Origin of the sequence: Helicobacter pylori, assembly GCF_030323545.1 — a bacterium.
Classification (GTDB): domain Bacteria; phylum Campylobacterota; class Campylobacteria; order Campylobacterales; family Helicobacteraceae; genus Helicobacter; species Helicobacter pylori_CO.
This window is the reverse complement of sequence record NZ_CP122954.1, coordinates 327,068-340,838: the sequence shown is the minus strand read 5'-3', so window position 1 is coordinate 340,838 and position 13,771 is coordinate 327,068. Positions and strand designations below refer to the sequence as shown.

General features: G+C 42.3%; 6 protein-coding genes. 1 reads left to right on the top strand and 5 read right to left on the bottom strand.

What is annotated here, in order from left to right; translation table 11 throughout:
- The first annotated feature begins 13 nt into the window (after positions 1 to 13).
- Positions 14 to 1,063, top strand: coding sequence for a lipopolysaccharide heptosyltransferase II (waaF, locus tag QAP06_RS01715; RefSeq protein WP_286466072.1), 1,050 nt, complete (start codon positions 14 to 16; stop codon positions 1,061 to 1,063).
- 185 nt (positions 1,064 to 1,248) lie between these two features.
- Here waaF and QAP06_RS01710 read toward each other — a convergent pair whose 3' ends face one another.
- The 5 genes from QAP06_RS01710 to QAP06_RS01690 all read right to left on the bottom strand — a co-directional run bounded on the left by QAP06_RS01710 (position 1,249) and on the right by QAP06_RS01690 (position 13,698).
- On the bottom strand, positions 1,249 to 1,413 hold the full coding sequence (locus QAP06_RS01710) for a hypothetical protein (RefSeq protein ID WP_000744175.1): 165 nt from the start codon (positions 1,411 to 1,413) through the stop codon (positions 1,249 to 1,251).
- A gap of 543 nt (positions 1,414 to 1,956) precedes the next feature.
- Positions 1,957 to 4,035 (bottom strand): elongation factor G, encoded by a 2,079-nt coding sequence (gene fusA, locus QAP06_RS01705; RefSeq protein WP_286466069.1) that lies wholly within the window; start codon positions 4,033 to 4,035, stop codon positions 1,957 to 1,959.
- Positions 4,036 to 4,046: 11 nt separating this feature from the next.
- Complete coding sequence (gene rpsG / locus QAP06_RS01700) at positions 4,047 to 4,514, bottom strand: 30S ribosomal protein S7 (RefSeq protein WP_001254357.1); 468 nt, start codon at positions 4,512 to 4,514, stop codon at positions 4,047 to 4,049.
- Between the two features lie 15 nt (positions 4,515 to 4,529).
- Positions 4,530 to 4,937: a 30S ribosomal protein S12 gene (gene rpsL / locus QAP06_RS01695; protein WP_001142321.1), complete on the bottom strand. Its 408-nt coding sequence runs from the start codon at positions 4,935 to 4,937 to the stop codon at positions 4,530 to 4,532.
- Positions 4,938 to 5,025: 88 nt separating this feature from the next.
- Entirely contained in the window at positions 5,026 to 13,698 is an 8,673-nt protein-coding gene (locus tag QAP06_RS01690; RefSeq protein WP_286466067.1) for a DNA-directed RNA polymerase subunit beta/beta', read from the bottom strand.
- Positions 13,699 to 13,771: the final 73 nt, after the last annotated feature.

Here is a 13,771-nt window from a genome sequence, read left to right as displayed (position 1 = left end):
AAAAGGGCTATTGATGAGCGTAAATGCGCCCAAACGCATGCGTATTTTATTGCGTTTGCCTAATTGGTTAGGCGATGGGGTGATGGCAAGCTCGCTTTTTTACACCCTTAAACACCACTACCCTAACGCGCATTTTATCTTAGTGGGCCCACAAATGACTTGCGAACTTTTCAAAAAAGATGAAAAAATAGAAGCCGTTTTTATAGATGACACCAAAAAATCCTTTTTCAGGCTGCTAGCCACTCACAAACTCGCTCAAAAAATAGGGCGTTGCGATATAGCGATCACTTTAAACAACCATTTTTATTCCGCTTTTTTGCTCTATGCGACAAAAACGCCTATTCGCATCGGTTTTGCTCAATTTTTTCGTTCTTTGTTTCTCAGCCATGCGATAATTTCTGCCCCCAAAGAGTATCATCAAGTGGAAAAGTATTGCTTTTTATTTTCGCAATTTTTGAAAAAAGAATTGGATAAAAAAAGCGTTTTACCCTTAAAACTGGCCTTTAACCTCCCCACTCACACCCCAAACACCCCTAAAAAAATCGGCTTTAACCCTAGCGCAAGCTATGGGAGTGCTAAAAGATGGCCAGCTTCTTATTACGCTGAAGTTTCTGCTGCTTTGTTAGAAGAAGGGCATGAAATTTATTTTTTTGGGGCTAAAGAAGACGCTATCGTTTCTGAAGAAATTTTAAAACTCATCAAAGGCTTATTAAAAAACCCTTTATTATTCAATAACGCTTACAATCTGTGCGGGAAAACAAGCATTGAAGAATTGATAGAGTGCATCGCTATTTTAGATTTATTCATCACTAACGATAGCGGTCCTATGCATGTGGCTGCTAGCGCACAAACCCCCTTAATCGCTCTTTTTGGCCCCACTGATGAAAAAGAAACTCGCCCCTATAAAGCTCAAAAAACGATCGTATTAAACCACCATTTAAGCTGTTCGCCTTGCAAGAAACGAGTTTGCCCTTTAAAGAATGAAAAAAACCATCTGTGCATGAAATCCATCACGCCCCTTGAAGTCCTAGAAGCCGCCCACACTCTTTTAGAAAAACCTTAACGCCCTTTATGCGCTTTTTAAAAAACACAGCCGTATTGATGAAATTCTAGTATATAAAAGATTTTTACTTTTGAAAGCGTGAGAATAGCCATAAATCCTATCAAGGGTTTTAAAAAAATGGTAAGAAAAATTATAGAATAGCATCCAAAAAAGCGTTTTTAAAACGCTTTTTGGAGTCAAAGCCATTAGGCCACTGAGTTTTTAGGTTTTTTAGCGTCTTTTTTATCTTTGTGAGCCACTAATTGAGAGCTTAACTCAGGTTTTTTAGCGTCTTTTTTATCTTTGTGAGCGTATGCAGAACTCACTGCCAAAACTGATAACAAAACACCTGTCAAGATTTGCTTTTTCATACGAAAACTCCTTTATGATGATCTTAAAAGCGAGAGAATTATATTTCTCAAAAGTAAACGAATAGAAACCAATAGAATTTTCACTAAAGAAATTTGCAAATTGCGTTTTGTTATAAAAAAACGCTTGATAGCAATCAGCCATTTTTCTTAAAAAATAAAAACGCTCAAAAGCGTTTTTTAAGATTTGAATACAAAAGAGCATTAGTCAAGCGGGATTTCTTGTAAGGCGGTCTATGAATTAGGGGATTTTTAAAGAGCATTGCTACAAAACACCCCCTAACCACTTAAGAAAACGAATTCCACCATGAAATAAAATCTAAAACGATTAAACGAAGCAACCAAAACCCCATTTTTTAAAAAATTAAAAAATATTAGTTACTCCTGTTTGACAAGAATAGAGCTAACAAAATAATTTTATAGCAAAAAGTAATTAAAAGAGATTAAAAAAGGGATAAAAACACTCAAAGAGTCTTTTTAAATCCAAAAGAAAAAAGTTTAAATAGCACCTATAACACCCTCTCACAAGAGAGCGTTACGATAAAATCAGCCTTTACGCTTTTCTACAATTTCCTTAGCGATATTGCTAGGCACTTCGCCATAATGATCAAACTCCATAGAGTAAGTCCCACGCCCTTGAGTGGCTGATCGTAAATCCGTAGAATAACCAAACATTTCCACCAACGGCACAAAAGCGTTCACGATTTTCAAGCCTAATCGGTCGTCCATAGAATTGATTTGCCCTCTTCTTCTGTTCAAATCGCCAATCACATCGCCCATGTATTCTTCAGGGACTTCCACTTCCACTTTCATCATAGGCTCTAGTAAAACCGGGTTAGCCGCGCGACTCGCTTCTTTAAACGCCATAGATCCAGCAATTTTAAACGCCATTTCTGAAGAATCCACATCATGGTAGCTCCCATCATAAAGGGTAACTTTAAAATCCACCACCGGATAGCCCGCCAAAACGCCATTTTGCATCGCTTCTTGGATACCCTTATCCACCGCAGGGATATATTCTTTAGGGATCACGCCCCCAGAAATTTCATTCACAAATTCATACCCACTGCCAGGCTCTTTAGGCTCAAGCTTGATAAACACATGCCCGTATTGCCCACGACCACCGCTTTGCTTAGCGTATTTATGCTCTTTATTCACGCTTGAGCGGATAGTCTCTCTAAAGGCGACTTGTGGCTGACCGATTTCAGCTTCCACCTTAAATTCTCTCTTCAATCTGTCCACGATGATTTCTAGGTGCAATTCACCCATGCCACCAATAAGGGTTTGCCCGGTTTCTTCTTGAGTCATCACCCTAAAGCTTGGATCTTCTTCAGCAAGCTTGCCTAACGCCACGCCCATTTTTTCTTGGTCTGCTTTCGTTTTAGGCTCTACAGCGATGTGAATGACTGGCTCAGGAAATTCCATCCTTTCTAAAACAACGGCGTTCTTTTCATCGCAAAGCGTGTCCCCAGTTAGCGTGTCCTTTAAGCCCACAAACGCGCAAATCTCACCCGCATAAACTTCTTTAATGTCTTCTCTCTTATTAGAATGCATTTTAAGGAGTCTTCCCACGCGCTCTTTTTTGTCTTTGGTGGAGTTATACACATAGCTACCGGACTCTAGCTTGCCGCGATACACGCGCACAAAAGTGAGTTGACCCACAAAAGGATCCGTCATGATTTTAAACGCCAAACCGGCAAACTCGCCATCATCGCTGGATTTCACAAAAACTTCTTCTTCAGTTTTTGGATCAATCCCCTTAATATCCACAACCTCCGTAGGTGCTGGCAGGTAATCAATGACCGCGTCTAATAAAGTCTGCACGCCTTTATTTTTAAAAGAAGAACCACAAAGCATGGGGACAAGACTCATGTTCAAACAACCCGCTTTAATGCCTTTTTTGATTTCTTCAACACTCAATTCTTCACCGCCTAAATACTTTTCCATCAACGCTTCATCTTGCTCAGCTACAGCTTCTACAAGCTTTTCTCGGTATTGTTTAGCCTTTTCTAACAAATCGCTAGGGATTTCTTCCACATCGTATTTGGCCCCCATGGTTTCATTGTTCCAAACAATCGCTTTCATTTGGACCAAATCAATCACGCCAATGAAAGTGTCTTCAGCCCCAATAGGGATATTAATAGGCACAGGATTGGCTTTCAAGCGTTGCTTAATCTGGTTTTCCACATTATAGAAATTCGCCCCAATCCTATCCATTTTATTGACAAAAACAATCCTAGGCACACCGTATTTATTCGCTTGACGCCACACGGTCTCGCTTTGAGGCTGCACACCCCCCACCGAGCAAAACACCGAAACCGCGCCATCTAGCACGCGCATGGATCGCTCCACTTCAATAGTGAAATCCACATGCCCTGGAGTGTCAATCAAATTGATTTGGTGATCCTTCCAAAAGCAAGTCGTTGCTGCAGAAGTGATAGTGATCCCTCTTTCTTTTTCTTGCTCCATCCAATCCATTGTCGCCGCGCCGTCATGCACTTCGCCAATCTTATGGCTCACGCCTGTATAGAATAAAATCCTTTCAGAAGTGGTGGTTTTCCCGGCATCAATGTGAGCGGCGATACCGATATTCCTGATCCTATTTAATGGGGTTCTTCTAGCCATTCTAACTCCAATTACCAGCGGTAGTGCGCGAACGCTTTATTCGCTTCTGCCATTTTATGCACATCTTCTTTTTTCTTAAAAGCCGCACCCTTATCGCTAGCCGCATCCATAAGTTCGTTAGCCAATCTATCCACCATCATTCTTTCATTGCGTTTTCTGGTCGCTTCTAAAATCCAACGGATAGATAGCGACTGTTGGCGGCTCGCTCTCACTTCTACCGGCACTTGATAGGTAGCCCCACCCACTCTTCTGCTGCGCACTTCCACTAAAGGACGCACTCTTTCTAGGGCTTTTTCAAACACTTCAATCCCTTTTTCACCACTTTTTTCTTCAATCTTATTAAAAGCTTTGTAGATGATTTTTTCCGCCACGCTTTTCTTGCCATCGAACATCATCTTGTTGATAAACTTGGTAACCACTTTGTTCCCATAAACAGGATCGCCCAAAACCTCCCTAACGGGTGCTTTTCTTCTTCTCATGTTTTTGTTTTCCTCTTATTTTTTCTTGTTGTCTGTTGCTTTCTTGTCGGTTGCTTTAGCTTTTTTAGTCCCATATTTAGAGCGTGAAACCGTTCTTTTATTGACCCCTGCAGTGTCTAAAGCGCCACGAACGATGTGGTATTTCACACCGGGTAAATCCTTAACCCTACCCCCACGCACTAACACAATGGAGTGTTCTTGCAAGTTATGCCCTTCACCAGGGATATAACTGATCACTTCAAATTTACTGGTCAAACGGACCTTAGCGACCTTTCTCAAAGCCGAGTTAGGCTTTTTAGGGGTAGTCGTATAAACCCTAGTACAAACCCCTCTTCTTTGAGGGCATTCCACTAATGCAGGTGATTTCGTTTTTTTAACCACCTTTTTCCTTTCTTTTCTAATCAACTGATTGATAGTAGGCACTATTTTTCCTTATTCTAAAAATTTAAAACTAAAAGTTCCCCCATTTTACCCTAATTTTTCTTTTAAAAATCTTAACCGATTTTTTATATCAAAATTTAGAGTTATCCTCAAGCGTTCTCAGCACGATTTTTTTATTTTTATACATGCCCGTTCCCACAGGGATCATCCTCCCCAACACCACATTCTCTTTCAAATCCTCTAAAAAGTCTTTTTTCATAGCGATACTAGCTTCTGTTAAAACTTTAGTCGTTTCTTGGAAAGAGGCCGCTGAGATGATGCTATCGCTCCCAATAGCCGCTCTAGTAATCCCTAAAAGCACCGGTTCAGCAATCGCTGGCTCGCCTTTTAAAGCGATCACACGAGCGTTTTCTTCTTTGAAGAGTTTTTTACTGACTAAATCCCCTTCAATAAACTTGCTATCCCCGCTGTCTAAAATACGCACTTGCCTTAGCATTTGAGAAACAATGATTTCAATGTGCTTGTCCGCAATGCTTACCCCCTGCCTGCGATACACTTGCTGGACTTCGCTCACAATGTATTTATAAAGCTCTTTTTCGCCGCTGATCCTTAAAATATCATGGCTTGAAACCACCCCATCCGTCATCGCTTCTCCCGCATGCACAAATTCATCGGCATGCACTAAAATCTGCTTGCCTTTATCCACAAAATAATCCATAGAACGGCCATCTTTAGAAGTTACGATGATGTGTTCTTTATTGCGAATGGGTTTGCCAAAACTCACAATCCCATCAACTTCAGAAAGGATCGCCACATCTTTAGGCTTGGGTTTTCTCGCTTCAAACAATTCCGAAACCCTTGGAAGACCCCCAGTAATATCCCTGGATTTAACGGTCGCTTTAGGGATTTTCGCTAGCACTTCGGCCTGTTCCACGCTAGAGCCATCAATAATAGCGATAGAAGTTTTTGGCTCTAGGAAATAACGCACCTCTTCGCCATTAGCCCCCTCTAAAAACAAGCTTGGTTTGTATCCGCTTGGGATGTAATCATTCACCACTAAGCTTGTAATACCGGTATTTTCGTCTTCTTTTTCAGCGACCGTAACCCCTGCGATAATATCCACAAAACCCACCTTACCTTTAAAGTCCGCAATGATAGGGGTGTTGTAAGGATCCCATGTGGCAATCGTTTTGAAAGTGTTAGTCGTGGGTTTAGAAATCACGCTATTAGCGCTCACTTCACTATTATCATCAATCAAGATCTCAGAACCCCTAGCGATATAATGGCGGGCGGCTTCCCTACCATTATCATCAGCTATCACCGCAAACAAGCCTTTTTCGCTCACAATATCGCCCCTTTTGATCCCATGGGTGCGCTCTAAATGATTAGCCTCTAAAACATAGTATTTGATTGTGCCTTTTTCTTTGGCATACACATCTTGCGCAATAGGGTCATTATCCTTGACTAGCAATTCGCTCGCATAAGGGATGCGATTGGGCACATTCCATCCCTCTTGAATAATATCAGCGATACTTCCCCCCTTATGCACCTTATGCCCGCTAGCATAAGGCAAATACACTTTCCCCTCAATCTTACCGCCAACGCCGGCTAATTCGCTCGGCTTGACAATATCGCTTCTTCTTAAAACAAATTTAGCTTCTTGCTCGCCATTTTTCACGCTCACAACGACTTCTTCATAGACCGTTTCAATACGTAATTCCCCATCAAAAGGCGCTTTAATCTTAGGCTCTACCACTAAAATAGAAGCGTTACGGCGGTTAGCGATAATGTTTTTACCCTCTTTGTTCGTGTAAGTCCTAAGATTGTAAAAACGCACAAAACCTTCTTTGCTCGCCACGATTTCGCGCTCATCCTGACTCCTGCTCGCTGTCCCGCCCACATGGAAAGTCCTTAAAGTGAGCTGCGTTCCAGGCTCCCCGATAGATTGCGCGGCTACCACGCCCACCGCTTCACCTGGATAACTCATCTTGCCTTCGCCTAAATTCAAGCCATAGCATTTCGCGCACACGCCCTTTGGCGCTTTACAAGTTACTGGGGTGCGGATCGTAATGGATTTAATCCCGGCTTCAACCACCTTTTTAGCACCCTCTTCATCAATCAAAGTATCCGCATAAAGCAAGATTTCATTCGTAATAGGATCGATCACATCTTCTAATAAAACGCGCCCAAAAATACGCTCTTCTAAAGGTTCAATCAATTCACTCCCCACCGCAATATCCGTGATTTCAATCCCTTCATGCGTGCCGCAATCATCAGACACCACCTTGACATTTTGCGAAACGTCAATGAGCTTTCTTGTCAAATACCCCGCATTGGCGGTTTTTAGTGCTGTATCCGCTAAGCCCTTTCTAGCGCCATGCGTGGAGTTAAAGTATTCTAAGACATTCAACCCCTCTTTAAAGTTAGAAATAATAGGCGTTTCAATGATACTGCCGTCCGGCTTTGTCATAAGACCCCTCATCGCTGAAAGCTGACGGATTTGCGCCGCGCTACCCCTTGCACCGCTATCAGCCATCATATAAATAGAGTTAAAGCCCTCTTTATCTTTTGCGATAGCGGTCATCATTTCTTTACTCATTTTGTCATTGACTTCAGTCCAAGTGTCAATGATCTTATTGTAACGCTCTTGATCAGTGAGCAGCCCTTGATCGTATTGTTGCTGGATTTTTTTAATCTCTACTTTGGCTTTTTCCACCATTTTTTGCTTGTCTTTTGGCGTGATAATATCCTCCATAGAGATAGAAATACCAGCCTTAGTCGCATACCTAAAACCAAGCGTTTTTAAATTATCCAAAAAGGTTGCGGTAATGCCGATACCACCGACTTTATGCACATAATCCACAAGCACGCCAATATCTTTTTTCTTCATGGGTCTGTTCCACAAATCCGTAGGGATAAAATCAGGCAAAATGGATTTAATGATCATGCACCCCGCGCTCGTAGCGATAATATTCCCTTGATCTAAAACCCTAATCTTTGCGTGGATGTCTAATTCTTTCGTGTCAATAGCGGTGATGATTTCATTCACGCTAGAAAAAAGTTTATGCTCGCCCTTGACCCCGCTCTTTTCTAAAGAAAGATAATAAAGCCCTAAAACCATATCCTGGCTAGGAATGGCTACGGCTTTACCGCTAGCGGGCAAAAGGATATTCATAGAACTTAACATCAGCACCTTGCATTCAGCGATCGCTTCTTGGCTTAAAGGCACATGCACCGCCATTTGGTCCCCGTCAAAATCGGCGTTGAACGCTGAACACACTAACGGGTGCAATTGGATCGCTTTGCCATCAATCAGCTTTGGATGGAACGCTTGAATGGATTGCTTGTGCAAGGTAGGAGCGCGGTTGAGTAGCACCGGATACCCCTCTGTGATTTCTTGCAAGCACTCCCACACTTCATTGCTTTTTTGCTCAATCATGCGTTTAGCTTGTTTGAGCGTGGTGGCATAGCCTCTCTCTTCAAGCTTGGATAACAAATGCGGTTTGAAGAGTTCCAACGCCATGTTTTTAGGCAATCCGCATTCATCCATTTTAAGATTAGGCCCAACCACAATCACGCTTCTGCCTGAAAAATCCACGCGCTTACCTAAAAGGTTTTGCCTGAAACGCCCTTGCTTGCCCTTAATGATTTCGCTGAGCGATTTTAAAGGGCGTTTGTTAGCCCCTTTAACCGCATTGGTGCTGCGGCCGTTATCAAAAAGCACATCCACGGCTTCTTGCAACATCCTTTTTTCATTGCGCACAATGATTTCTGGCGCCCCAAGCTCCATTAAGCGTTTCAAGCGTTGGTTACGATTAATAACACGACGATACAATTCATTCACATCACTGACCGCAAACTTCCCGCCATCTAGCGCGATTAAAGGCCTTAAATCCGGTGGCAATACCGGTAAAACCGTGAGCATCATCCACTCAGGCCTGTTACCAGAATTTAAAAAGCTTTCTACCACTTTCAAACGCTTAATGAGTTTTTTCTTTTTCGCATCGGAATTGGTGTCTTTCACTTCTTCTTTCAAACTCTGCAATAAGGTGATCAAATCAATTTCTTCTAGCAAATCCTTGATCGCTTCGCCGCCCATTTGCGCTACAAAGCCCCTGTCTTCGTATCTTCGTGAGATATTTTGATACTGCTCTTCATTCAAAATATCGTATTTCATCACAAGCTTAGCGCCTTCATTGTCATAAGCGGCTTCGCCTGGCTCTTTAACGATATAAGCTTCATAATACAACACGCGCTCTAAGTCTTTCATCTTAACGCCTAAAAGCGTGCCGATACGGCTAGGCAAGGAATTGACATACCAGATATGCGCTACAGGAGTGGCTAATTCAATATGCCCCATTCTAAAACGCCTGACTTTGGAGTGCGTGATCGCCACGCCGCATTTTTCGCATGTGCCAATGTCTTTGAAGCGAGGCTTTTTGTATTTACCGCACAAGCATTCATAATCTTTAGTAGGGCCAAAGATTTTCATGCAAAACAAGCCGTCCCGTTCAGGTTTTAAGGTGCGGTAATTGATCGTTTCTGGCTTTTTAACTTCCCCATAACTCCAAGAATGGATTTTTTCAGGGCTGGCTAGAGTGAGCTGGAAAGAGCTAAAGTCTTTAGGCCTGTCATCTTCTTTAATGACAATGGGTTTAGGCACCCCATCCTCATCCACATCATCCCCAAAAATATTAATATCCAAAGCGAGCGATTGCAATTCTTTAGTCAAGACATAGAAAGTCTCAGGGATTTCACTCTCGCCCACTTGCTCACCTTTAGCGATAGCCCTATAAGCGTTCTCTCTGCCTCTAATATCATCGGATTTAATGGTGAGCATTTCTTTTAGAGTGTGCGCTGCGCCATAAGCTTCCAAGGCCCACACTTCCATTTCCCCAAACCTTTGACCCCCAAAGAGTGCTTTACCCCCAACAGGCTGGTGCGTTACTAAACTATAAGGGCCTGTGCTTCTGGCATGGACTTTTTCATCCACTAAATGGTGGAGTTTGATCATATACATATAGCCCACATTCACGCGCTCCCTCATTTTTTCGCCTGTGCGCCCGTCATACAGATCCATTTTGCCATCCATAGCGATCCTGGCTAATTCAAACAGCTTGTAAAATTTTTCTTGCGAGATGCCTTCAAACACAGGGATAGCCATCTTAACGCCCTTGCTCCAATCTTTAGCGTATTCCAAAAGTTCTTCATCAGAACAATTCTCAAGTGCATGGATTGTCAAAGGGTCTTTTTCATTAATAGCGTTAGCGATTTCTAGCATTTTAGCGCGCAATTCTTTGGCAAAATCTCTGGTTTTATCCTCTAGCATGCTAGCGATTTGTTTCCCAAATTCTTTCCCCACTAAGCCTAAATGCATTTCTAAAATCTGCCCGATGTTCATGCGGCTTGGCACGCCTAAAGGGTTTAAGACAATATCCACAGGCTCGCCATCAGCGGTATAAGGCATATCTGCAACCGGCACGATATTAGACACAATCCCTTTATTCCCATGCCTTCCTGCCATTTTATCGCCCACTTTAAGCTTCCGTTTTGTAGCGATATAGAGCTTGACTTTTTTGATCACGCCATTAGGCAAAATATCATCTTTTTCTAAAATAGAGAGCTTTTCTTCATGCTCTTCACCCAAAACTTTCTTTTGCTCTAAGAAATTATTTTTAGTGATTTCATAGTGGTTTTGCACTTCTTTAGAATACTTTTTGACTAAACTAGCCAAAGTGAAGCGGTTGATTGAAGCGATTTCTTCTTTAGGGATTTGATCGCCTTCTTTATAATCCTTACCATTATGGCTAAAAGGCTCTTCTAAAATCGCTTGAGAAAGGAGCGAACTAACGCGCAACAATTCTTCTCTATTGAGCATGGTCAAGCGGTCAAAATGCTCCATATCAAGCTTGGCTTTTTCTTCTTCATACGCGCTCAAAACCCGCGCATCCTTCTCATAGCCTTTTTTAGTGAAGACTTTCACATCAATCACCGTGCCTTCCAAACTGGGAGGGCAATACAAACTCTTATTGACCACATGCCCAGCTTTATCCCCAAAAATAGCCCTTAAGAGCCGTTCTTCAGGCGTGCTTTTAATCTCGCCTTTAGGAGAAGTCTTGCCCACTAAAATCATGCCAGCGCTCACATAAGTGCCGACTTTAACGATCCCGCTTTCATCAAGATGAGCGAGCGCTTCTTCTTTCACATCAGGAATATCAGTGGTAAATTCTTCCACGCCATGCTTAAGCTCCCTAGCATCCACTTCTTTTTCATAAATGTGGGTGGAAGTGAAAATATCATCTTTAGTGATGCGCTCGCTCACCACGATCGCGTCTTCAAAGTTATAGCCATTCCAAGGCATGAACGCCACGCGCACGTTTTTCCCTAACGCTAACTCGCCTCTGTCCATGCTAGGGCCATCAGCGATGATTTGCCCAGCTTCCACTTTATCGCCCACTTTAACGATAGGGACTTGATTGAAGCTGGTGTTTTGGTTGGTGCGTAAGTTTTTTTGCAAAGAATACGCATCAATATAGGCTTCTTCTTTGCCTTCGCCTAAAATGTAAATATTTTTAGAATCAATTTTTTCTACAACGCCTGCGCGATTGGCTTTGATCGCTCCCCAAGAATCCCTAGCGATAATTTTTTCAATCCCTGTGCCTACAATGGGAGCGTCGCTTCTTAATAAGGGCACCGCTTGGCGCTGCATGTTAGTCCCCATTAAGGCGCGGTTGGCGTCATCATGCTCTAAGAAAGGAATGAGCGATGCGGCTACCCCTACTAGCATGCTAGAGTTTAAATCCATTAAGGTTACTTTGCTTTTTTCGTTTAAAACGATCTCGCCTTCCACGCGCGTTTCAATCAAATCGCCTAAAATATTACCCTCTTCATCAATGGGGGTGCTTGCGGGAGCGATGATGTGGCTGTCTTCTTGAATAGCGGTCAAATAAATCGTCTCACCCACGACCTTGCCATCCACAACCTTTTTATAAGGGGCTTCAATAAAGCCTAAATCATTCACTCTTGTGAAAGTGGAAAGGGTGTTGATCAGGCCGATGTTTTGACCTTCTGGGGTCTCAATGGGACAAATTCGGCCATAATGCGTGGGGTGCACATCTCTGGCTTCAAACCCTACCCTGTCTTTCACCAACCCCCCTTCACCGAGCGCTGAAAGGCGACGCTTGTGTGTAACCTCACTCAAGGGGTTCGTTTGATCCATAAATTGCGAGAGCTGACCGCCCATGAAAAATTCCATGATGGTGCTTGTGATCATCTTAGAATTGACCAAGTCATGGGGCATGAGCGAATCAAAAGCCCCACTCATGGTAGTGAGCTTGTCTTTAATGGTCTTTTGCATTTTCACTAAGCCTGAATGCAATTCATTGGCCAGTAATTCCCCTACCGCCCTGATCCTACGATTGCCCAAGTGATCTCTGTCATCAATCTTGCCCTGATTGTTTTTAATCTTCATGAGGTATTTAACGGTGGTGATAATATCTTCATGCGTTAAAGTCGTAATGTAATCAGGCACATGCAAACCTAACTTGTGATTCATTTTCATGCGGCCCACCATGGTCAAATCATAGCGTTCTGGATCAAAGAAAAGTTTTTTGACAAACTGCTTAGCCACTTCAGTCGTAACAGGATCGCCTGGTTTCATAACCTTATGGATACGAATCGCCGCCAGAGCGTTTTCATCATCAATTTTTTCCGTTTGCTTGAGCAATTTCAAAGACTCAGAATCGGCTGAAAAAGAATGGATAATGGAAGCGTCATGCCCTAAAGCTAGATCGTTGATGATCACAAATTCTTGCACGCCTAAATCGTGGATTTTTTCCAATTTGTTTTTATCTAGCTGAGTGAGCATGTCCAATAAGACTTCTTTCCCTACCATAACAGGCTCAGCTAAATGGCGATTGAGTAAAATATCCATAGGGTATTCCACCCATTCTAAATGGTTTTCTTTAAGCTCTTTAATCTTTCTTGAAGTGAGCTTTTTACCCGCTAAAAGAATGATCTTGCCTTGAGGATCTTTCAAGTCAAATTCCATTCTTTGATTGGCGTCTAATGAAGCAAACGGGATCAAATATTTATCGTTTTCATAACGCACTTTAACAAGCGGGTAGAACATCTTGATGATGTCTTGTTTTTGATAATCCATCGCCCTGAATAAAATAGTAACAGGCACTTTACGGCGTTTATTGATACGAGCGTATAAAACATCTTTAGAATCGTATTCAAAATACAGCCACGAACCCCTATCAGGGATGATTTGCCCTGTGTAAATGAGCTTGTTTAAAGAAGTGCTGGACTCTTCTTCTTTGAAAATCACACCGGGGCTTCTGTGGAGTTGATTGACCACCACGCGCTCCACCCCATTGATAATGAATGAAGTGCGTTCTGTCATCAAAGGGATCTCACGAATGAAAATGCTTTGTTCTTTAATATCCTTAATGCCGTTCTTTTCGCCGCTTTTGGTATCTTTTTCCCACAAGATCAAGCGCACTTTAATTTTAAGCGGGATAGAGTAGGTAATGCCCCTCTCCATCGCTTCTCTAACGGTGTATTTAGACTTGCCAAATTCGCAACCCGCGTATTCTAAAGTGATGCGGTTATGCTCATCTTGGATAGGGAAAATGGATTTAAAAACCTTTTCAATCCCGCTCTCTTTGCCATCTTTGGAATACAAGAAAGAATCATAGCTATCTCGTTGTAATAATAATAAATTAGGGACTTCTAAATCTGTTGGGGTTTTTGTAAAATCAGCTCTCAAGCGGTTTTTTAGGGGAATTTTTTTTGACATATTTCAAGCCTTTGATCAAAAATTTTGAGTTATTTAATGCATTAATTCAAGTAAGCATTGCAAAAGGATCTTT

Bases quoted from the DNA above. Each gene is read 5' to 3' on its own strand.
- waaF (WP_286466072.1), top strand. From the start codon at position 14: ATGAGCGTAAATGCGCCCAAACGCATGCGTATTTTATTGCGTTTGCCT.
- QAP06_RS01710 (WP_000744175.1), bottom strand. From the start codon at position 1,413: ATGAAAAAGCAAATCTTGACAGGTGTTTTGTTATCAGTTTTGGCAGTG.
- fusA (WP_286466069.1), bottom strand. From the start codon at position 4,035: ATGGCTAGAAGAACCCCATTAAATAGGATCAGGAATATCGGTATCGCC.
- rpsG (WP_001254357.1), bottom strand. From the start codon at position 4,514: ATGAGAAGAAGAAAAGCACCCGTTAGGGAGGTTTTGGGCGATCCTGTT.
- QAP06_RS01690 (WP_286466067.1), bottom strand. From the start codon at position 13,698: ATGTCAAAAAAAATTCCCCTAAAAAACCGCTTGAGAGCTGATTTTACA.